We start from the raw sequence: 20,939 nt of genomic DNA, 5'->3' as shown, positions 1-20,939 counted from the left end.
TTTGGAGTCGCCCCTTTTTCGTATCTGGATGCCTCCCAGCAAACGGGTCCATCGAGTGCGGTAGGATAATCTGTTGGGTCGGACTCTGATCCGATCTATCCCTTTTCCGCCGCGACCGAAACGACCCGCGGCATCCATTTTCTGTAAGGAATTTTTTCATGGCGCTTGCTTCGCGCGACGACCTCCGAAACGTAGCGATTGTTGCTCACGTTGACCACGGCAAGACGACGCTGGTTGACGCCATGCTTCGGCAGACGGACTCATTCGCCGAGCACTCACACCTCGAAGAACGCGCGATGGACTCCAACGAGCTCGAGCGCGAAAAAGGCATCACGATCCTCGCGAAGAACACCGCGGTGTCCTACAAAGGCAAGCACGCGACAAACGGTCCGATCACGATCAACGTGATCGACACCCCCGGCCACGCCGACTTCGGTGGAGAGGTCGAGCGCGGCCTGTCCATGGTCGACGGCGTTGTACTCCTCGTCGACGCGAGTGAGGGCCCGCTGCCTCAGACCCGTTTCGTGCTGCGTAAGGCACTCGAGGCAAAGCTTCCTGTGATCCTTCTGGTCAACAAGACCGACCGCCCCGACGCTCGCATCGACGAGGTCGTTGCCGAGAGCCAGGACCTCCTGCTCGGGCTTGCGAGCGACATGGCCGACGACGTTCCCGACCTCGATCTCGACGCCGTCCTCGACGTTCCCGTCGTGTACGCGTCTGGCCGTAACGGTGCCGCGAGCTGGAACAAGCCCGAGAACGGCACGCTGCCGGACAACGATGACCTTGAGCCGCTGTTCGACGCGATCATCAAGCACATCCCCGCGCCCGTCTACGATGACGAACACCCCCTCCAGGCCCACGTCACCAACCTTGACGCATCGCCCTTCCTCGGCCGCCTTGCGCTGCTTCGCGTCTTCCAGGGCACGATCAATAAGGGCCAGACGGTCGCCTGGGTCAAGCACGACGGATCCGTCCACAACGTTCGCGTCACCGAGCTCTTCATCACCAAGGCTCTCGACCGCTACCCCGCCGAGAGTGCAAGCCCCGGTGACATCGTCGTGGTTGCCGGCTTCCCCGACATCACCATCGGTGAGACCCTCGCAGACCCGGATGACGTTCGCCCGCTTCCGACGATCACCGTCGACGAGCCAGCCATCTCGATGACCATCGGAACGAACACCTCGCCGCTCGTCGGCAAGGTCAAGGGCCACAAGCTCACCGCCCGCATGGTCAAAGACCGTCTCGACCGCGAACTCGTTGGTAACGTCTCGCTTCGCGTTCTCGACGTCGGCTCGCCCGACAAGTGGGAGGTGCAGGGTCGAGGCGAACTCGCCCTGTCGATCCTCGTCGAGCAGATGCGCCGCGAAGGCTTCGAACTGACCGTCGGCAAGCCGCAGGTTGTGACCAAAAAGGTCGACGGCAAGACCCACGAGCCGTACGAGCACCTCACCATCGACGTGCCGGAGGAGTACCTCGGCGCGATCACGCAACTGCTCGCCGCCCGCAAGGGACGCATGGACAACATGGCGAACCACGGTACCGGCTGGGTCCGGATGGAATTCATCGTTCCGTCGCGAGGCCTCATCGGATTCCGTACCGAGTTCATGACACTGACGCGCGGTACCGGTATCGCCAACGCGATCTCACACGGCTACGACGAGTGGGCCGGTTCGATCGTCACGCGAAACAACGGATCCATCGTTGCCGACCGCGCCGGTGTGGTCACCCCCTTCGCCATCATCGCGCTTCAGGAGCGGATGACGTTCTTCGTCAACCCGACCGAAGAGGTCTACGAGGGCATGGTCATCGGCGAGAACTCGCGCGCCGATGACATGGACGTCAACATCACCAAGGAAAAGAAGCTGACGAACATGCGCCAGTCGACCTCGGATACGTTCGAGTCGATGACGCCGTCTCGCCAGCTCTCGCTCGAGGAGTGCCTCGAGTTCGCGCGCGAAGACGAGTGCGTCGAGGTCACCCCTGCCATCGTGCGCATCCGCAAGGTCGAGCTCGACGCCAACGCCCGTGCGCGTATGACGAGCCGCCTCAAGAAGCAGAACGAGTAGCACCACCGCTCGCACGAAGCGCCCGGAATCCACGGATTCCGGGCGCTTCGTCGTTGGCGCTACTCTGGATCTCATGTTCCGCCCGTGTCCCGCGTCCGGTCGCGTTGCGCCGGCATCCCGCCCCTCGTGACAGCGGCACCCCGAGCGGGCCGTTCTCCGATTCAGGCAGCTACCCGTCAGGGAATCGCCGTCGGTGTCGCAACGGCCGCGTACGGCGTCTCGTTCGGGGCCCTCGCCGTCGCCGCGGGTCTGGACGTGTGGCAGGCATGCGTGCTCAGCCTGCTCATGTTCACCGGCGGATCACAATTTGCCCTCGTCGGGATCCTCGCGTCCGGGGGAGCGGCCGCCGGAGCGACGGCCATCGCCAGCGCTGTTCTCCTCGGGGTGAGGAACGCTGCGTATGGCATGCGGATGAAACCCGTTGTCGGCGTGACGGGCTGGTGGCGCAATGCGACAGCCGCATGGCTGACGATCGACGAGTCGACCGCTGTCGCTCTTGCCCAGGACGACCCCGCGGCGCGCAAACGAGGCTTCTGGGTCACCGGAATCGTCGTCTACGTGGGCTGGAACCTCACGACGCTTCTCGGTGCTCTCATTGGCGATCTGATGGGCGACACGCGCGCGTATGGTCTGGATGCGGCTGCGGCCGCGGCGTTCCTCGGTTTGATCTGGCCCCGGTTGAAGAGTCACCAGACAATCGCCGTTGCGTCAGCCGCCGCCGTGATCGCCGCTGCTCTTACGCCGGTCGTCGCTCCCGGCGTGCCGGTGATCGCCGCCGCCGTTGTCGCCGTGGTCTTCGGACTGACGAACTGGCTCGGTTCAACACGGCGGGAGGAACGGTTGTCATGACGCTCTGGCACATCGTCCTCCTCGCATCCATCGCGTGCGTCGCGATCAAACTGACCGGGTACGCCGTACCCGCCTCCTGGCTCGAAAAGCCTGCGGCGGCCCGGACCGCCGATCTGCTCACGGTCGCATTGCTCGCCGCGCTCATTGCGGTGCAGACCCTCGGCGCAGGGCAGCAGCTCGTCGTCGACGCTCGCGTGCCGGCCCTGGCCGTCGCTGGCCTGCTCTACTGGCTCCGGGCACCGTTTCTCGTTGTGGTGATCGCCGCCGCCGTGGTGGCGGCGCTTCTGAGGCTCTGGACGGGCATGGCCTGAGCGGCGGCGAAGGCAGCACTGGGCGCGCGGGTAAACTTGGGGCGTGACCCTCGACAACAGCCAGCCCGCTCCGGCAACAGAGGGCACTCCGCTTTCGACCCGGCTGACCGGTGCCGCGCTCTCCCTTCTCGTTGGTGCCATTTACGGAACCGTCGGAACGGTGGCGCACCAGAACGTCGTGACGGTCGGCGAGACCGACCTGCCGGTAGGCCTTACCCTCGCTGTTCTCGGCAGCCTCGCCCTCCTCCTCGGCTTCCGGCTTCTCTTCGACGACCGCCTGGCCGTGCTCTGTGCCGCGATCGGTCTCGTCGGCGTGATCGCACTCTTCTCGCTGGCCAGTGCCGGAGGTTCGGTCCTCATCCCGCAGGGTCTCATCGGCTTGTTCTGGTCGGTAGCCCCCGTTCTGATTGCCACCATCATCGTCGCGTGGCCGCGACTTCCGCAGCGTTCTCCTACCACAAAGCCCGTGAGTGCACCGCGACTGGACCTGCCCCGTCAGCCTGAGGCGTAGACTGAAGTTTCCTGTCGTCGAAGGGAACCGAGTCAACTGTGACCTACGTCATCGCCCTCCCGTGTGTGGATGTCAAAGATCGAGCGTGCATCGATGAATGCCCCGTCGATTGCATTTACGAGGGTGAACGCGCGCTGTACATCCAGCCGGACGAATGTGTGGACTGCGGTGCCTGCGAACCGGTCTGCCCCGTCGAAGCGATCTACTACGAAGACGACCTGCCCGAGGAATGGGCGGACTACTACAAGGCCAACGTCGAATTCTTCAACGAAATCGGCTCCCCGGGCGGAGCAGCCAAGGTCGGCGTCATCAAGTACGACCACCCCGTCGTCGCCGCCCTGCCTCCGCAGGCCTGACCGGTGGCACTGCAACAGCTTCCCGACTACCCGTGGGATGCCATGGTGCCGTATGCCCAGCGCGCCAGGACCCACCCGGACGGCATAGCCGACCTCTCGATCGGGTCACCGGTCGACGCCACTCCTGAGGTCGTCCGGGCGGCGCTGTCTCACGCGACCGATGCCCACGCCTACCCCACGACAGCGGGAACGCCCGCACTGCGTGAAGCGATCGTGGAATGGTACTCCCGGCGCAGGGGAGTGACCGGCCTGACCGTCGATTCGGTGCTTCCGAGCATCGGTTCCAAGGAACTCGTCGCCCTGCTCCCGTTCATGATCGGCGTCGGCGCTGGTGACACGATCGTGCACCCGACGGCCGCTTACCCGACCTATGCGATCGGTGCGGCACTGTGCGGGGCGGATGCGATGGCATCCGATCGTCCGGAGGATTGGCCGGAGGGCACGAAGCTCATCTGGCTGAACTCCCCGGGGAACCCGGACGGCCGGGTTCTCGACATCGAGTTCCTGCGCACCGCAGTCGACCGGGCCCGCGTGCTCGGCGCACTCATCGTGAACGATGAGTGCTACGCCGAGTTGGGCTGGACCGGACCGTGGGCGACAGAGCCTATCCCGAGCATCCTGGACCCCAGGGTAACCGGCGGGAGCACGGCGGGAATCCTCTCGATCTACTCGCTCAGCAAGCAATCGAACATGGCAGGATATCGTGCCGCGTTCGCCGCTGGATGCGAGGACACCCTTGCCCGCCTTCTCACCGTCCGCAAGCACGCGGGGCTCATGCTGCCGGCACCGCTCCAGTCCGCGATGGTCGCCGCCCTCGGGGATGATGATCATGTCGCCGAGCAGAAGGAACGGTACCGCGCGCGGCGCGATGTTCTCGTCCCGGCGCTCGAAGCCGCCGGATTCCGGATCGATTCGAGCGAAGCGGGGCTCTATCTCTGGGCGACAGAGGGCCGCGACGCCTGGGCGTCCATCGACCGTCTCGCCGACCTCGGGATCCTCGCCGGTCCCGGAGTTTTCTATGGCGATTTCTACCCGGAGCACGTTCGTCTGTCGCTGACAGCGACAGACGAACGCATCGCCGCAGCGGCCGCCCGCCTCCGGGCATCCGTCGTGTAGGAGAAATCCTCCAACCAACGCTCGCCCTCGTTGACGATGGCGACGATAGGCTGTCAACCCGATTAGGCTGTATCCGGACCGACCATCGCCACCAGCGGTTTTCGCGTCTGGTCCGACGAATATATCTCAGTACAAGGAGGCGCCGTGGGCGACGTCGAGCAGGACTTCCGTGCAGGAAACCACAAAGCGACCCTGACCTACCCCGGCGGCACAGCCGAATTCCCGATCCTGGGATCGAGCCAGGGTGCATCGAGCATCGACGTGTCAACGCTGACTCGCCAGACCGGCCTCACCGCGCTCGATTACGGATTCGTGAACACCGCAGCGACGAAGTCGGACATCACCTACATCGACGGCGATGCCGGAATCCTGCGTTACCGCGGCTTCCCGATCGAGCAGCTGGCAAAAAACTCCAGCTACCTCGAGGTCGCGTGGCTGCTGATCCACGGTGAGCTCCCGACAGCGGACCAGCTCGGTGAATTCGACGAGAAGATCCGTCGTCACACCCTCCTGCACGAGGACCTCAAGCACTTCTTCTCCGCCCTGCCGCACACCGCCCACCCGATGGCGGTCATCTCCAGCGCACTCTCTGCACTGTCGACGTATTACGAGAGCGCCGCGGACCCCAACGACCCCGAGCAGGTCGAGCTGACCACCATCCGCCTCCTCGCTAAGCTCCCCGTCATCGCGGCATACGCCCACAAGAAGGCTCTCGGGCAGGCGTTCCTGTATCCGGACAACAGCCTGAGCTTTGTCGACAACTTCCTGCGCCTCAACTTCGGCAACATGGCCGAGCCGTACGAGATCGACCCGGTTCTCTCCACAGCTCTCGAGCAGCTGCTCATCCTGCACGCCGATCACGAACAGAACGCGTCCACGTCGACCGTCCGGCTCGTCGGTTCGACCGGTGCAAACCTTTACGCCTCTGTCTCCGCCGGCATCAACGCACTGTCCGGCCCGCTCCACGGTGGAGCGAACGAAGCAGTCCTCGAGATGCTCGGCCGCATCCGTGACTCCGGTGAGGGTGTTCAGCGCTTCGTCGACCGGGTGAAGAACAAAGAAGACGGCGTCAAGCTCATGGGCTTCGGACACCGCGTCTACAAGAATTACGACCCGCGGGCGAAGATCGTCAAGGAGAGCGCCGACCAGGTGCTCGCGCAGCTCGGTATCAGCGACCCACTGCTCGACCTCGCGAAGGAGCTCGAGCAGATCGCCCTCGAGGACGACTACTTCAAGGAACGTCGCCTGTACCCGAACGTCGATTTCTACACCGGCGTGATCTACAAGGCGATGGGCTTCCCGACGCGCATGTTCACGGTGCTGTTCGCCATCGGTCGCCTGCCGGGCTGGATCGCACACTGGCGCGAGATGAACGAAGACCCGCAGACCAAGATCGGCCGTCCGCAGCAGTTGTACATGGGTGCAGCCGAGCGCGACCTGCCGCAGCGCTGATCCCGTGGCAACTCCGGCCTCAACACGGCTTGTAAAGAATCTGGTCGACCCCGTACGGATCGAATACGGCATTGCATCGAGCATTGTCGCCGGGGCCTTCTGTCTCGTTGACCCCGCGGGCCTTCGACCAGGGAGCCGTCTGGCCTTTCGCGGCCTCACGGCGGGCATCGTCGGCGGGCTCATGCTGCTCGAACTGAAACGGACTCCTTTTCTCAAGCACAATCCGATCGCCCTCGTTGGTGTCGCCGCAGGTGTCGCAGGGACCGTGTTCGGCCTCTCCGAGGTGAGTGAAAACCTCGATGCCCGGATCATGGCCGGGCTGCGTCGCGTCGGCATCCGCCATCCGCGGGCGCTCATCGCCGTCGTGTCAACCGTTGCCTCGATCGCCTCATTCCGTTCCAGTGCACAGCCCGAGGAAAATACCAGCGAGGAGAACGCCGACGGCCCGTTCCACGCCGAGGTCGATCCTGCGGTCCGCTCCCTCGTCGACGGCATGCTTGCCGCGACCCCTGAGCACTCGTCAGCGGCTCTCAGCGCCCAGTGGGCGACGGCACAGACCGAACACTGGGCGCAGCCCGAACCGGGCGAGTTCGACCGGTGGCTGGAGCTCTCGGTGGATGAGAGCACGCCGCGCGTCGTCCCTCACACGTTTACGTTCCCGGTGAAGGCACACTTCCGGGCCCCGTCCGGAGTCGTCGCAGAAGCATCCCTCCTCGTGTCAGAGGGGCGACTGCGATCCCTCATGATCGACGTCGTGCCGGGGACAAATGAACTTGAGAGGTTCGACGACGGCGACCCGCTCGAGAGCCTCACGTCCTGGCCCGCCCTCGAGGACGTCACGTTCGTCCTCGACACGCCCTGATTTGCGCTGCGCGGGTGAAATTGCGCCCGCGCGACGCCGGAACACCCGCTCCAACTGCACGGCTGACGGATGCCGCCCTCGCGGCTACGGGAGGAGCGTCAGGGTGTCGCGCGCGGCTTTCTCCACAGCATCCGGGGTGAACGGCCACGGGCGGGTCTCCTGCTTCTGCCACAGCGGTGTCTGGTCGACGTAGTTCGCGTGGAACGCGTGACCTGACGCGCCGGTGAGGTTGATCCAGGTGGACGAGTCGATGTCGGCGAGGTCGATCACCTGGCGCATCGAGGGAACCCAGTCGACCACGTAACCAGCTGGCGCATACCAGCCGACCGCGTTGACGACAGATGAACCGCCGGCGAGTTGGAACGGCCCGCGGTTGAAGAGCATTTCGATCGGGGCGATACCGGACTCACCGAAGCTGCCGTTGCGGATCGTGAGCGTGTGAAGCTCGCCCCAGGTCCAATCCTCGGGATTCGATCCCATCAGCTCTTCAGCTTCTGTCCACGCCTCGCTGAGAGTGAGCGTCAGGGCGTCGTCCCGCGTGACGATGTTGTCGTCGGGACCGTTCCACCAGTCAGAGCCGGGGTCATCGAGAAGCGACCCGACCACCTGGAACCACTGCGACCCGCCCGCTGGAGGGACGGAATCCGGCAGCTTCGGCGCGAAGGTGTTCTCGAGCAGGTTTCGCCAGAAGATGTTGAAGTACGCGGCTTCGGCGCTGTCGGCGTCGTCGGCATGATCCCAGCCGTCCAGCAACTGCTTACCCAGTCGCGCATTGCTGGAGGGCGCCAGGTCGGCGATGTACGGCGCGATTCGTTCGGCGATGGCGTTGGCGTTGTCGGCCTGGATCTCGCTCATGTCCTCGCTTGTGAGCCCACCGCCGACTATTGCTTCATCGAGGAGTTCCACGATGCGCTCGGCACGGTAGCCGGCATCCCAGTCCCGGGTGAGGAACGTCGACGCTCCACTGGGCTGCACGGCGTTGTTCGCCGTGACGATGTATCCGGACGGCGGGTTGTACAGGGTTGGCAGGGATTCGAAGGGGATGTAACCCGACCAGCCCGACGCGCTCGTCCAGCCCGGCTGGGGGATCGTGCCGTCTCCGCTCGCCCGGATCGGGATCCGGCCCGGCGCCTGATAACCGATGTTGCCGTCGACGTCGGCATAGACGAGGTTCTGCGACGGCACCTCGAACAGGGTGGCTCCCGCGCGGAAGCTCTCCCAGTCCGTTGCCCGGTTGACGGCGAAAATCGCGCCGGGGGTCTTCCCGGGCGTCAGGGCCGTCCACTGAAGCGACAGTTCATACTCGCCCTCGGGCAACTCCGCGGTCGCCGGGTACTCGGATGCGACGGTGCCGAGATCAGGACTGATCCCGGTGACGAGTGGTCCCCGCGACGTCGAGCGGATGCGAATCGGCACGTCGTCGCCACCGGCAACCTTGACCGTTTCTTCGCGGATGGTGAGCGGTTCGGCCACGCCGTCGAGTTCGACAGAGTCTCCTGACACCTTCTCGAGATAGAGGTCGGCGACATCCGGCCCGAGGTTGGTGAACCCCCACGCGATGCGGTCGTTGTGCCCGATGATGATGCCGGGCATCCCGGAGAAGCTGAACCCGGCGACGTCGAAGGGGCACTCCTCGGAAACCGTGGAGCAGCGCAGGCCCATCTGGTACCAGACCGATGGAAGGGCAGGACCCAGGTGCGGGTCGTTGGCCAGGAGCGGCTTGCCGGACTCGGTATGGTCGCCTGAGACGACCCAGGAGTTCGACCCGATGTCGGACCCTGCGCGGCCGAGAAGCGCGGGCATGTCGGCGAGCACCTTTTTGAGCTCGACGAGTGATTCTGCGGATCCGCCGTCCGCCGGCTCGAGGGGCGCTGCTGAACCGACGGATGCGGGCGCCGGAGTCGCGGTCTCGCCCGGAACGATTGTGGGATTTTCGGAGTAGGGGTACGGGGGATACACCTGCGCCAGTTGCTCCGGGGTCAGTTCGGTGGCGAGCAGTGCCCGGTCGATCTCATCCTCGAGGTTCGACCGGAGGTCCCAGGCCATCGCTTTCAGCCACGCCACCGAGTCGGCTGGTGTCCACTTCTCCGGTTCATATCCTGGATTCTGCAGGCCAAGAACGGCGTATTCGAGCGACAGGTCCGCCCCGCTGCGCTCGGCGAGGTAGGCGTTCACCCCGTCGGCGTATGCCTGGTACCAGGCAAGTGTCTGCTCGTCGAGGAGTTTGACTTCCTCCTCCGCGACGGCCCGCCAGCCCAGGGTGCGCACAAATGTATCCGTGCCGACCTGCGCCTCACCGAAGAGTTCAGACAAGCGCCCACTCGTCACGTGGCGACGAAAGTCCATCTCCCAGAAGCGGTCCTGTGCGTGCACGAAACCCTGCGCCTGGAACAGGTCAACGGCGCTGTCGGCCTCGATCGTGGGGATACCGGCGTCGTCACGCTGGACGGTGACCTCGTTCTCGAGCCCGGGAACCGTCAGTTCCCCCGAGAGTTGAGGAAACGAACGCTGAACGGTCCAGATGCCGATTCCTCCGCCGACGAGTACAACGACGACGAATACTCCGACGATGCTGAGAAAGACGGTGAAAGCACGGGACCGCCGGGGGCGGGCTTCAGAACGGACCACATCACTCCTTCGTGAGGGTTGGGGGAATGAACTCAGGCGTGGAGCGCCTGGTTGAGCTGGATACCGGCACCGGTGCGGGGGAGTACCTCGACAGCGCCAGAAACGGAGTTGCGGCGGAACAGAATGTTGGGCACACCGGACAACTCGACAGCCTTAGCCGTGCGGGGGTTGTCTCCGTCGAGGACGAGCACCTTGGTTCCGGCCGTCACGTACAGACCCGCTTCGACGACGCTGTCGTCGCCGATGGAGATACCGATCCCGGAGTTGGCGCCGAGAAGCGCCCTGGCGCCGATGGCGATCCGCTGGGTTCCGCCTCCCGAGAGAGTTCCCATGATCGACGCGCCACCACCGATGTCGGAGCCGTCGCCGACGACGACTCCCTGTGAGATGCGGCCCTCGACCATGGAGGAGCCGAGCGTGCCCGCGTTGAAATTCACGAATCCCTCGTGCATGACCGTGGTGCCCGGGGCGAGGTGTGCTCCGAGTCGAACGCGCGACGCATCCGCAATCCGCACCTTGCGCGGGGTGACGTAGTCGAGGAGTCGGGGAAACTTGTCGACTCCCGTCGCGTGGATTCCCTGACGCGCGAGCGCCGGGCGGAGGCGGTCGAAGTCGTCGGGGTGGACGGGGCCGGCGTTGGTCCAGACCGTGATCGGGAGGTGGCCGAAGATGCCGTCGAGGTTGATCGAATTCGGCTGCACGAGAAGGTGACTGAGCAGGTGGAGCCGCAGGTAGGCATCCGGTGTGTCCTTGGGCGCCTCGCTCAGGTCGATCTCGACGGTCACGATGTCGACACGGACACGGCGTCGCTCGTCGGGAATCGCGAGGGCCTCGATCTCAGCGGGGGCGATCCATCGTTCACGACCGGCCGGGAGTGTCCCGAGGCGGGGCTCCGGGTACCAGGTGTCAAGCACCGTTCCATTCGCGCTCACCGTTGCGAGGCCGTAGCCCCAGGCGGATGTCGGGGCGGTCGAGGTTCCTGAGGTGCTGGTCATACCTCAAGGCTAGCGAAGACGGGCAGTTCGGAGCGCACGCCCGGCCGGGCAGGACACCCGCCTCTAGACTGGGGCCATGCCGGATTCGCGCCTCGACGTCCCCCCGCTCGACCTCTCCGCCGGTTCGGTGGAAATCACGAGGGCTCTCTGCGATATCGAATCGGTCTCCGGGAACGAGAAACCCATCGCGGATGCCATCGAAACCGCACTCGCGGCATCCACCCATCTCGAAGTCCTCCGCCACGGCAACACGATCGTCGCTCGCACGCGCCTGGGCCGTGACCGGCGCGTGGTTATCGCCGGGCACATCGACACGGTCCCGCTCAACGACAACCTCCCCACCCGGTTCGAGACGCTCGACGGCCGCGACTACCTCTGGGGAAGAGGCACCGTCGACATGAAGGGCGGAGTCGCCGTCCAGCTGAAGCTCGCAGCGGAGATCACCGACCCGGCAGTCGACGTCACGTGGATGTGGTACGACAACGAAGAGGTGGCGAGCGAGGTCAACGGCCTCCGGCTCCTCGCCGAAGAACGCCCGGACCTCTTCGTCGGGGACTTCGCGATTCTCGGTGAGCCGACCCGTGGCGACATCGAAGGCGGGTGCAACGGCACCCTGCGGGTGAACGTTACAACGACCGGGCTCCGAGCCCACTCGGCGCGCAGCTGGGTCGGGGAGAACGCCATCCACAAAGCGGCGCCGATTCTTGACATCCTCGCCGCGTACGAGCCGCGCACAATCGAGGTCGACGGCCTGGCCTACCGCGAGGGCCTCAACGCGGTGGGGATTTCCGGCGGCATCGCGGGCAACGTGATCCCGGATGAGTGCGTTGTGCAAGTGAACTACCGATTCGCGCCGGACAAGAATGCCGCCGAAGCGGAGGCGGAGATCCGTGCTCTCTTCGACGGTTTCGACGTCACGCTGACGGATGCCGCTGACGGCGCCAGACCGGGACTCGATGCTCCGATCGCCGAGGAGTTCCTCGCCGCCGTCGGCGGCACAGCGCTGCCGAAGTACGGCTGGACCGACGTCGCACGCTTCTCGGCACTCGGCATCCCGTCCGTCAACTACGGCCCGGGGGACCCGCTCAAAGCCCACGCCGATGACGAGCGCGTCGCTCTCGACGAGATCACCGGGTGCGAGACCGCTCTCCGCACCTGGCTGACCGGCGGGCGTGGCTGACACGCGAGTCCGCTCGGTCGCCGACCTGTGGCGGAGCGTCCCGTGGTGGGCCCAGGCGCTGCTGATCTTCGGCGCCGCCCGACTGGTGACGACCGGGATCCTGCTCGTTGTCGCCGCAGGACAGCCAGCGAATGCCTGGACGGGCGCGAGCCCCGGGTACGCCGATTTCGCATCGATCTGGGACGGTCGCTGGTACAACATCATCGCCGAATCCGGCTACCCGAGCGTTCTTCCGCTCACGGACGACGGCTACGTAGGCGAGAACGCGTGGGCATTCATGCCGGTGTATCCCGCTGTCGTGAAGTTGCTCATGGTGCTCACCGGGCTGCCGTGGGCGCCCGTCGCCGTTGTCGTCTCCCTCGCCTGCGGCTTCGCCTCCGCTGTCGTCGTGGCGAAACTGTTCCGCCTCGTCCTCTCGCCTGGCACCGCGATGTTCGCCGTCGTCTGCTATTCGGTGTCACCGTTGTCTCCGGTGATGCAGGTCGCGTATGCGGAGTCGATGCACCTGTTGTTGCTCGCCAGTGCCCTCTACCTCGTGATGCGCCGGAGATACTGGCTGGTCCTGCCCGTTCTCGCGGTTGCGTCCTTCACCCGGCCGAGCGGGCTCGCCTTCGCTCTGTTTTTGCTGCTCCACGTCGTGCACCGCTGGTGGACCCGCGAACGGGATCCTTTTCCTCGGAAGGAAGCGATAGCGGCATCCGTTACCGCCGTTGCGAGCGGCGTTCTCGGTTTCGGCTGGCTGCTGATCGCGTGGGCCGTGACCGGCTCACTCACCGCGTACACCGACACCGAGCTCGCCTGGCGGTCGGCGTACATCGGTCACAACCCGCTCGTGCCGTTCGCCGGATGGTTCCAGGGCCTCGGCTGGTGGGCCGAGAACGGGCTCGGGCTGCCCGCGCCGATGTGGTGGGGAGCCGCGGGCGTTCTGCTGCTCGTCGCTTGCGGCGTCGCCCTCCTCTCCTCTCAGCCAGCCAGGCGCATCGGTGTGGACCTCCGCCTCTGGGTCGCGAGCTACCTGCTCTACCTCTTCGCAGTCTTCTTTCCGCAGTCGAGTACGTTCCGGTTGCTCATGCCGGTGTTCCCGCTGGCCGGAGTGGTCGCGCAACCACGATCGGTCGTGTATCGGTGGGCCGTTGTCGGCCTCAGCATCGCCGCGCAAGTGGGCTGGATTCTCATCGCCTGGAGGGTCGATGGTTACGACTGGACACCACCGTGATGATGCCCCCAATCCGGGACCCTAATGTCATCGATTTCGCTGGTCCCGCCTGAATGCGGGATAATAGAGTTCAAAGCCACGAAAGGGGAGCCGAATGGCCGCGATGAAGCCGAGGACTGGGGATGGGCCGATGGAGGCCGTAAAGGAGGGTCGGCTGATCATCGTGCGGGTTCCGCTCGAAGGCGGCGGACGACTCGTCGTCTCCGTGAACGATGCTGAAGCCAAGGAACTCCACGATGCACTGGCCGGGGTTGTTTCCCCGAGCTAGTCTCTTCTTGTGAAAGACGCGAATGCTGGTGGTCACTCGACCACACGCATCCGCGTCTTTCTTTTTGTGTTTGTGAGCCCGCTCAGCCGAGCTTGGTGATCTGAAGCAGGCCATCGCCGACGGGGGAGAGGGCACTGACGACAGCGTTCGACGAGGCGATCTCCTGCACGAGAGTGCGGAATGCGCTCGTGACATCATCGCGCTGGGCCGGATCGGCGACCCGACCGCGCCACAGTGCGTGGGGGACCAGCACGGTGCCACCGGCGCGAGCCAGCCGCAGGCCATGCTCGACGTTCTCGATCACCTGGGAGGGGTCGGCGTCGACGTAGACCACGTCGTAGGAGTTCTCGTTCATGCGGGGAAGAACCTCGAGGGCCTTGCCCGTGATGAGACGGATGCGGTTGGGAGCGATCCGGGCGTCGGAGAAAGCCTGGCGGGCGTAACCCAGGTGCTCGACCTCGGAGTCGATGGAGGTCAGCACGGAACGGGGAGACGAGTGCAGCAGCCACAGCCCTGACACGCCGGCACCGGTTCCGATCTCGACGATGCTCTGCGCGCTCGTTGCCGCGGTCAGAACGGCGACCTGGGCGCCCATCGCGGGCGACAGCGGTTCGATGCCGAGCTCGAGCGATTGCGCCCGAGCTTTCGCGATCGCCTCAGATTCGGTGACGATGTAGTCGGCGTACTTCCAGTTCGAATCTTGTTCAGACACTTGCAGCTCCCGGTGGTGGTTGGCATAAGAGTACCGGCGCAGCCTGCGGCGTTTTGCGAGGCGCGGCGCGATAGTCTGAACTCGTGTTCTTTGGCCTGACGTTTGAGAAGCTCCTCCTGATCGGGGTGATCGCTGTCTTTCTGCTGGGCCCGGACCGGCTTCCGGGATACGCTGCCAAACTCGCGCAGCTGATCCGGTCGCTGCGTGACATGGCACGCGGTGCCAAGGACCGCATGCGCGACGAGATGGGCCCGGAGTTCGATGACGTCGACTGGCAAAAGCTCGACCCGCGCCAGTACGACCCGCGCCGCATCATCCGCGAAGCCCTGCTCGACGACTCGCCGGACCCAGCTCCCGTGATCAAACCGCCGTCGAGTGACGCCGGGGCGGCCGCCTCGGAAGCTGCCGTGGCTGGCGCTGCCGCTGCGACAACGGCGGCATCGGATTCCCCCGTCGGCACGTCGTCGAATCCCTTCATCTCCTCCGGGGCTGTCGATCGGTCGCGCCGTATCGCGGCGGGCGAGACGGTCGATCCGCCCCCGTTCGACGCAGAGTCGACCTGACGTCAGGGCATTCCGCAGGCGTCATGAACGAACGCCAGCAGAGCGTCCGTCACATCCGTCGGTGGAACGAGGCGGTACGTGCCCGTTCGATTTCCGGTGTCGACGCTGAGCAGAAGAACCGTGCCGACCTTGTCTTCGGCGATGGCGTGAGGGTCGCATCGGGCGGGAATCACCTGGAGTCGCTCGGTCACGGCGTTGCCTGAGCCGGGCAGCGCGACAGTTAACGACCAGTCGGTCAGCTCAGTCCCCGTCGCCGATGTGGCCGGCTTGAGCAGGGGAGTGGATGCCGCGCCCGTCACGGTGAGAGTTCCGTCTGCACCGGTCGGGGTGAAGGTGACCGGGAGCATGGCAACCGAGTCCGCTCCGGTCCCGGTCACCTGTGGTGCGCCAACCGTGATCGTCGCCAGCCGCCCGACCTCCTCCGCGAGGCAGACCTCGTCGTGAAGCCTCGTGAGGGTGCCCAGCGGGTCGGATGCCCCGATCGCAACGGTTCCCTGACCGTTCCGGGAACGGAACTCGAGCGACACCTGGGGCGCGTCGGTCGAGGCGGCACAGTCCGGCTCGGGGAGAGGGGTTCGCAGGTCGACCGTCGTCCCCGCCCGCACCGTCGTGCCCCGTTCCCAGGGTGCGGTGTCGGGAAACGCCGGTGTGACGAGGGCCACCTGCCGCAGACCGATATCGTTGTCGGACTCGTTCACGACCCGGATGACGATGGTCCCGCTGGTGTAGTCCGTCCTGCCCTGCTGGATCTCCACTCGCAGTTCACCGGACAACGACGCGGACTGCTGTCCGCTGCATCCCGCTAGACCCGTGAGCAGAAGAACCGCGCCGACGGCGGTCAGCAGTGAGGCCCGGCGGTTCATGGTCCGCTACACCGGGGCGAGGCCGAGCTTGCGACCGGCGAGTCCACGCCCGGCTTGCGCGACCCGGTCGGCGACGCTGCGAATGGCAACGCTGGCCGGGTCGGCCGGATCCGACAGGACGACGGGCAGACCCGTGTCGCCGCCTGTTCTCAACGGCACGCTGATCGGTACCGAGGCGAGCAGCGGGACCGAGGGGACATCGCCGTCGCTCAAGCGCCGAGCGACCTCGGCGCCGCCTCCCTCACCGAAGAGGGAGAGGACAGTGCCATCCTGCTGGACGAGCCCAGCCATGTTCTCGACGACTCCCATCACCCGCTGTCCGGTCTGGCGGGCGACAATCCCGCTGCGCTCGGCGACATCGGCGGCGGCTGGTTGCGGAGTGGTGACGACGAGCACATCGGCGTGAGGCAGGATCTGCCCGATCGAGATCGCTACATCGCCGGTGCCGGGAGGCAGGTCGAGCAGCAGAACGTCGAGGTCGCCGAAATAGACGTCGGTGAGGAACTGGGTGATCGTCCGGTGAAGCATCGGACCGCGCCACGCGACAGCGGAGGAGGCGCCGGGTTCGACGAACATGCCGATGGAAATGACCTTCACCCCGTGGGCGATCGGCGGGAGGATCATGTCGCCCACTTGCGTGGGGCGCGTGATCGCGCCGGCCCGAGCGGCGGCATCCGTCAGCCCGAGGAGCCCTGGGATCGAGAACCCGTGGACGTCCGCGTCGACGATGCCGACGGAGAGACCGCGCGACGCGAGTTCGACGGCGAGGTTCGCGGTGAGGGTGGATTTGCCGACACCGCCCTTACCGCTCGTGACCGCGATCACGCGCGTGAGTGAATCCGGACCGAACGGCATCACTCTGGCCGCCTTCGAACCACGTAGCCGGTCAGTGAGAGCCTTGCGTTCCCCGGGCGTCATCACCCCGACGGCGATGCTCGTCGACGTGACACCGGGAACGGACGCAACGGCCGCGGTCACGTCGCGTTCGATCGCGCTCGCTGCGGGGCAGCCGACGATCGTGAGCACGATACCGACGGATGCCGCACCGCCGTCATCGACGAATACGTCCTTCACCATGCCGAGCTCGGTGATCGGTTTGCGGATCTCCGGGTCGATCACGCCGGCGAGAGCCGCCGTGATGCGGGCTTCGAGATCAGCGCCGGGCATCATCAGAGCCTTTGTCTTTGTCGAGCTCCTCCAGCAGCCCACGGAGTTCCTGGCGGATGAAGTCCTTCGACGCCATGTCCTTCATCGCGAGCCGGAGCGCGACGACCTCGCGGGCGAGATACTCGGTGTCATTGAGGTTTCGCTCGGAACGCTGGCGATCCTGCTCGATCTGCACGCGGTCGCGGTCGTCCTGTCGGTTCTGCGCGAGCAGGATGAGGGGAGCCGCGTACGACGCCTGGAGCGAGAGCATGAGGGTGAGTGCTGTGAACCCGCGCGCGGCAGAGTCGAAGCGGAAATCCTGAGGGCCCCAGGTGTTGTAGGCAATCCAGGCGGCGCAGAACAGGGTCAGGCCGGCGAGGAACGTTGGAGTGCCCATCGCCCGCGCGACCCACTCGGTGAACCGGCCGAACCGGTCGCTCGACTCACGGTTGCGGTCGGGGAGCAGTCCGGCACGGCGGCCCTTGGGAGCGTCGAGGCGGACCCCGCTCTTGCGCGTCTTAGGCACGAGCTGCCCTCCTTCCCTGTGGTCTGTGTGTGGTCACCGGTTCGTCGTCGTTCTGACTTCGCCAGTCTTCCGGCAGCAGGTAGTCGAGGACATCATCAATCGTCACCACCCCGACGAGTCGGTGGTTGTCGTCGACGACGGGTACCGAGACGAGGTCGTAGCTCGCGAGGATGCGCGACACTTCGGCGGCGGATGCTTTCGCCGTGACCGGGTCGAGGCTCTGGTCCATGATCGAACCGAGTCGTTCATGGGGCGGGTAGCGGAGCATCCGCTGGAAGTGAACGATCCCGAGGTATCGGCCGGTCGGCGGTTCGTACGGCGGCAGGGTTACGCACACCGCCGCGCCGAGGGCTGGGGGAAGCTCTGGGCGCCGGATGAGGGCGAGCGCTTCGGCGACGGTGGAGTCAGCGGAGAGGATGACAGGTTCTGTCGTCATCAGACCGCCGGCGGTGTCCGGCGCGAACGCGAGGAGCATCCGGACATCTTCTGCTTCTTCGGGCTCCATCAGCTGCAGGAGGCGTTCGCCGCGGTCGGCGGGCAGCTGCGCGATGAGGTCCGCGGCGTCGTCCGGCTGCATGTGGTCGAGAACGTCAGCCGCGCGCTCGTCACCGAGCTCGGCGAGGATGTGGACCTGGTCGGACTCGGGCATCTCCTCGAGTGCGTCGGCGAGGCGCGCATCGGGGAGTTCTTCGGCGACTTCGATCATGCGGTCCTGGGGCAGGTCGAGGAGGGTGTTCGCGAGGTCGGCGGGTTTGAGGTCCGAGTATGTGGCGATGAGCTGCTCGGCCGACTGGGCTTCGCTGCCGGTCTGCTTTTCACGGATCTCGCGCCAGGTCGCGAAGGTCGTCGCTCCCTTCGCGAACGGGCTCGGCGACAGTTTGGGCCTGCGGACGAAGTACTGGCTGACTGACCATGCCCCAGGGCCGACCTCTTCGATCGCGATGTCTTCGATGGTGGCTTCGCCCGAACCATCGACGAATTCCACCTTGCGGCCGAGGAGTTCGGCGATGACGCGAACTTCGCCACCACGCTGCTCGAAGCGGCGCACGTTGATGAGGCCCGTGGTGATGATCTGCCCCGAGGCGATGGAGGTGACCCGACCGATGGAGACGAACACCCGACGTTTGCCCGGGATCTCGACGATCAGGCCGACAACCCGTGGCGGGTCGTTCTTGCGGTAGACGACGAGGACGTCGCGCACCTTGCCCACGCGGTCACCCGCGGGGTCGAAGACGGTGCACCCGGCCAGCCGGGCGACGAAAACTCTTGTGCCACTCACCCCCCTAACTTAGCGCGCGAACCCGTGAGCGGGGTGGAGCGCTGCCGTTCCGGGCGAATTTGCCGCGTGGGTGGGAGAATAGGCGTGTGAGCAACCAACAGCAGCGTCGCGGCATGTCCCGCGGGCCCCTCGATATCGTGATTCCCCGCGGCGAGACCGTCGCGAGCTTTGAGACGTACAGCGAGGCACAGAAGGCCGTCGATCTCCTTGCTCAGGCCGACTTTCCGGTCAAACAGGTGTCGATCGTCGGCGACGGGCTCAAGAGCGTCGAGCGGGTCACCGGCAAGCTCAGCTACGGACGCGCTGCCGGCGCCGGAGCGCTCAGCGGCGCCTGGCTCGGTCTGTTCTTCGGTTTGCTGCTTGTGATCATCAACCCGGCGTCCGACCTCGTCTTCGTCGGTGCCGCCATTCTCATCGGTGCCGCGTTCGGCATGATGTTCACCATCGTTTCGTACGCCATGAACCGCAGGCGCCGTGACTTCACGTCGGTCATGCAGGTGATCGCGACGAGTTACACCGTTCTCGTCGCGCCCGACCTGGCCAACCGCGCACGCAACGTGCTCAACGGCGGAACACCCGAGTAGCGTTCGTTCGTCAGCTGTTCAGCCGGGCAATCCACGCTTCGACCTCGTCCGCGCTGCGGGGGATTGCCGATGACAGGTTCTCGGCACCGGTCTCGGTGACGAGGATGTCATCCTCGATGCGCACGCCGATCCCGCGGAATTCCTCGGGAACGGTGAGGTCGTCCGGCTGGAAGTAGAGACCTGGCTCGATGGTGAAGACCATTCCGGCTTTCACTTCGCCGTCGTGGTACATGTCACGGCGGGCCGCGGCACAGTCGTGAACGTCGATACCGAGGTGGTGGCTCGTTCCGTGCACCATGTAACGACGGTGGAACTGGTTCGCCGGGTCGAGTGACTCCTCGGCGGTGCCGGGCAACAGCCCCCACGCCGCCGTGTGCTTCGCGATGACCTTCATCGCCTCGGCGTGAACATCGCGGAAGATGATGCCGGGCCTGACGATGGCGAATGCGGCATCCGCTGCCTCGCGGACGGCTTCGTAGACGGCTCGTTGTACCTCGGTGAACTTTCCGTTGGCCGGGAGGGTTCTCGTGATGTCGGCGGTGTACAGGCTGTCGACCTCGACGCCGGCGTCGAGGAGCATGAGGTCGCCCGGCGACACCGGTCCGTCATTCCGCGTCCAGTGCAGGATGCACGCGTGCGGGCCGGAGGCGGCGATGGTGTCGTAGCCGACTGCGTTGCCGTCGAGTCGCGCGCGAGTGTAGAAGACACCCTCGACGGCCCGCTCGCCTCGCTCGTGGGTGGTGATGCGGGGGAAGTCGGCGATGACGTCGTCGAATCCGCGTGCCGTGGCATTCACGGCGAGGCGGAGCTGCGCGATCTCGTAGTCGTCCTTCACGAGCCGGAGTTCGGAGAGGAACGTCGTGAGTTCGTCGTGCTCGTCGACCGTGACATCCGCCTCTGTCGGAGCGAAGGAGTCGATGTGGTCGGTCTTGACGCCGAGGTCGGAGGCGACCTGGGCGAGAGACGGGCGTGCGCCGATCCAGAATTCGCCGATCGCCGGGTTGGCGTAGAACTCGTTGGATGTGCGGTCGGCGCGCTCGCGGAAGTACAGCGTCGCGTCGTGACCGTCCTGGGTCGGGTCGAGGACGAGGACCGCGTCTGGTTCTGAATCGGAGCCCCAGCCGGTGAGGTGCGAGAAGGCCGAGTGGGCACGGAACGGGTAGTCAGTGTCGTTGGAGCGCTGCTTGAGCGCTCCGGCGGGGACCACGATGCGCTGGCCACCGAACGCGGCTGAGACCCGGGCGCGGCGCTCCGCGGCGTAGCGGGCCTGCTCGCGCGGTGCCGGGAGTTCGTCGACGCGATCGGCCCAGTTGGAGCCGATAAAGTCCTGGAACTGCGTCGACGCCGGGGTGGTCGACCGGTTTGATGTGCCGCGCGGTTCTTCGCTCGTTGTCTCTTCGCTGGCCGGCGCGATGCCGGTGCTTGCCGTTGTTGTGGTGTCGCTCGGAGTTCCCAT

General features: G+C 65.7%; 21 protein-coding genes. 13 read left to right on the top strand and 8 right to left on the bottom strand.

Annotation, left to right across the window (positions count from 1 at the left end; translation table 11 throughout):
- The first annotated feature begins 158 nt into the window (after positions 1-158).
- The 8 genes from typA (at position 159) to ACWA1Q_RS09715 (ending at position 7,523) form a co-directional block, all read left to right on the top strand.
- Positions 159-2,066: a translational GTPase TypA gene (gene typA / locus ACWA1Q_RS09750; protein WP_463756990.1), complete on the top strand. Its 1,908-nt coding sequence runs from the start codon at positions 159-161 to the stop codon at positions 2,064-2,066.
- A gap of 159 nt (positions 2,067-2,225) precedes the next feature.
- Positions 2,226-2,915 (top strand): AzlC family ABC transporter permease, encoded by a 690-nt coding sequence (locus tag ACWA1Q_RS09745; RefSeq protein ID WP_463760829.1) that lies wholly within the window; start codon positions 2,226-2,228, stop codon positions 2,913-2,915.
- Positions 2,912-3,226: an AzlD domain-containing protein gene (locus tag ACWA1Q_RS09740; protein WP_463756988.1), complete on the top strand. Its 315-nt coding sequence runs from the start codon at positions 2,912-2,914 to the stop codon at positions 3,224-3,226. The genes ACWA1Q_RS09745 and ACWA1Q_RS09740 overlap by 4 nt, the downstream gene beginning before the upstream one ends.
- 43 nt (positions 3,227-3,269) lie before the next feature.
- Complete coding sequence (locus tag ACWA1Q_RS09735; protein ID WP_463756987.1) at positions 3,270-3,737, top strand: hypothetical protein; 468 nt, start codon at positions 3,270-3,272, stop codon at positions 3,735-3,737.
- 38 nt (positions 3,738-3,775) lie between these two features.
- The gene (gene fdxA / locus ACWA1Q_RS09730; protein WP_463756986.1) at positions 3,776-4,093 is read left to right on the top strand and encodes a ferredoxin; all 318 of its coding nucleotides are present in this window, start codon (positions 3,776-3,778) and stop codon (positions 4,091-4,093) included.
- 3 nt (positions 4,094-4,096) lie between these two features.
- Positions 4,097-5,209, top strand: a complete 1,113-nt coding sequence (gene dapC / locus ACWA1Q_RS09725) for a succinyldiaminopimelate transaminase (protein WP_463756984.1) — start codon at positions 4,097-4,099, stop codon at positions 5,207-5,209.
- A gap of 144 nt (positions 5,210-5,353) precedes the next feature.
- Positions 5,354-6,661, top strand: coding sequence for a citrate synthase (locus tag ACWA1Q_RS09720; protein WP_463756983.1), 1,308 nt, complete (start codon positions 5,354-5,356; stop codon positions 6,659-6,661).
- Between the two features lie 4 nt (positions 6,662-6,665).
- Positions 6,666-7,523, top strand: coding sequence for a hypothetical protein (locus tag ACWA1Q_RS09715; RefSeq protein ID WP_463756981.1), 858 nt, complete (start codon positions 6,666-6,668; stop codon positions 7,521-7,523).
- A gap of 84 nt (positions 7,524-7,607) precedes the next feature.
- Here ACWA1Q_RS09715 and ACWA1Q_RS09710 read toward each other — a convergent pair whose 3' ends face one another.
- Positions 7,608-10,151, bottom strand: coding sequence for a penicillin acylase family protein (locus ACWA1Q_RS09710; RefSeq protein WP_463756980.1), 2,544 nt, complete (start codon positions 10,149-10,151; stop codon positions 7,608-7,610).
- Between the two features lie 32 nt (positions 10,152-10,183).
- Positions 10,184-11,146, bottom strand: coding sequence for a 2,3,4,5-tetrahydropyridine-2,6-dicarboxylate N-succinyltransferase (dapD, locus tag ACWA1Q_RS09705; protein WP_463756978.1), 963 nt, complete (start codon positions 11,144-11,146; stop codon positions 10,184-10,186).
- A 76-nt stretch (positions 11,147-11,222) separates the two neighbouring features.
- Here dapD and dapE point away from each other — a divergent pair, with 76 nt between their 5' ends.
- The 3 genes from dapE to ACWA1Q_RS09690 all read left to right on the top strand — a co-directional run bounded on the left by dapE (position 11,223) and on the right by ACWA1Q_RS09690 (position 13,810).
- Entirely contained in the window at positions 11,223-12,326 is a 1,104-nt protein-coding gene (gene dapE / locus ACWA1Q_RS09700; RefSeq protein WP_463756977.1) for a succinyl-diaminopimelate desuccinylase, read from the top strand.
- Positions 12,319-13,542, top strand: coding sequence for a hypothetical protein (locus ACWA1Q_RS09695; protein ID WP_463756975.1), 1,224 nt, complete (start codon positions 12,319-12,321; stop codon positions 13,540-13,542). The genes dapE and ACWA1Q_RS09695 overlap by 8 nt, the downstream gene beginning before the upstream one ends.
- A 94-nt stretch (positions 13,543-13,636) precedes the next feature.
- Complete coding sequence (locus ACWA1Q_RS09690; RefSeq protein WP_090712530.1) at positions 13,637-13,810, top strand: DUF3117 domain-containing protein; 174 nt, start codon at positions 13,637-13,639, stop codon at positions 13,808-13,810.
- Between the two features lie 82 nt (positions 13,811-13,892).
- On the opposite strand, the gene ACWA1Q_RS09685 is transcribed toward ACWA1Q_RS09690, so the two are convergent.
- Positions 13,893-14,522 (bottom strand): O-methyltransferase, encoded by a 630-nt coding sequence (locus tag ACWA1Q_RS09685; protein WP_463756973.1) that lies wholly within the window; start codon positions 14,520-14,522, stop codon positions 13,893-13,895.
- A gap of 83 nt (positions 14,523-14,605) precedes the next feature.
- Between ACWA1Q_RS09685 and ACWA1Q_RS09680 the strand changes: the two genes are divergently transcribed.
- Positions 14,606-15,085, top strand: coding sequence for a twin-arginine translocase TatA/TatE family subunit (locus tag ACWA1Q_RS09680; protein WP_463756971.1), 480 nt, complete (start codon positions 14,606-14,608; stop codon positions 15,083-15,085).
- 2 nt (positions 15,086-15,087) lie between these two features.
- Here the strand turns inward: ACWA1Q_RS09680 and ACWA1Q_RS09675 are convergent, their stop codons facing one another.
- Genes ACWA1Q_RS09675 through ACWA1Q_RS09660 form a run of 4 tightly spaced genes read right to left on the bottom strand, consistent with a single transcriptional unit; the run spans position 15,088 to position 18,899 of the window.
- Positions 15,088-15,948, bottom strand: a complete 861-nt coding sequence (locus ACWA1Q_RS09675; RefSeq protein ID WP_463756969.1) for a hypothetical protein — start codon at positions 15,946-15,948, stop codon at positions 15,088-15,090.
- Positions 15,949-15,954: 6 nt separating this feature from the next.
- The gene (locus ACWA1Q_RS09670; RefSeq protein ID WP_463756967.1) at positions 15,955-17,115 is read right to left on the bottom strand and encodes a P-loop NTPase; all 1,161 of its coding nucleotides are present in this window, start codon (positions 17,113-17,115) and stop codon (positions 15,955-15,957) included.
- The gene (locus ACWA1Q_RS09665; RefSeq protein WP_463756966.1) at positions 17,102-17,620 is read right to left on the bottom strand and encodes a DUF1003 domain-containing protein; all 519 of its coding nucleotides are present in this window, start codon (positions 17,618-17,620) and stop codon (positions 17,102-17,104) included. The genes ACWA1Q_RS09670 and ACWA1Q_RS09665 overlap by 14 nt, the downstream gene beginning before the upstream one ends.
- Positions 17,613-18,899, bottom strand: coding sequence for a magnesium transporter MgtE N-terminal domain-containing protein (locus ACWA1Q_RS09660; RefSeq protein WP_463756964.1), 1,287 nt, complete (start codon positions 18,897-18,899; stop codon positions 17,613-17,615). The genes ACWA1Q_RS09665 and ACWA1Q_RS09660 overlap by 8 nt, the downstream gene beginning before the upstream one ends.
- 86 nt (positions 18,900-18,985) lie before the next feature.
- Here ACWA1Q_RS09660 and ACWA1Q_RS09655 point away from each other — a divergent pair, with 86 nt between their 5' ends.
- Positions 18,986-19,483 (top strand): YflT domain-containing protein, encoded by a 498-nt coding sequence (locus tag ACWA1Q_RS09655; protein WP_463756962.1) that lies wholly within the window; start codon positions 18,986-18,988, stop codon positions 19,481-19,483.
- Between the two features lie 10 nt (positions 19,484-19,493).
- Here ACWA1Q_RS09655 and ACWA1Q_RS09650 read toward each other — a convergent pair whose 3' ends face one another.
- Positions 19,494-20,939, bottom strand: a complete 1,446-nt coding sequence (locus ACWA1Q_RS09650; RefSeq protein WP_463756961.1) for an aminopeptidase P family protein — start codon at positions 20,937-20,939, stop codon at positions 19,494-19,496.

The sequence above is a fragment of the Mycetocola sp. TRD_SC_2 genome (genome assembly GCF_055361225.1).
Note: the sequence above shows the minus strand (reverse complement) of the source record. Positions and strands in the feature narration are given on the sequence as shown.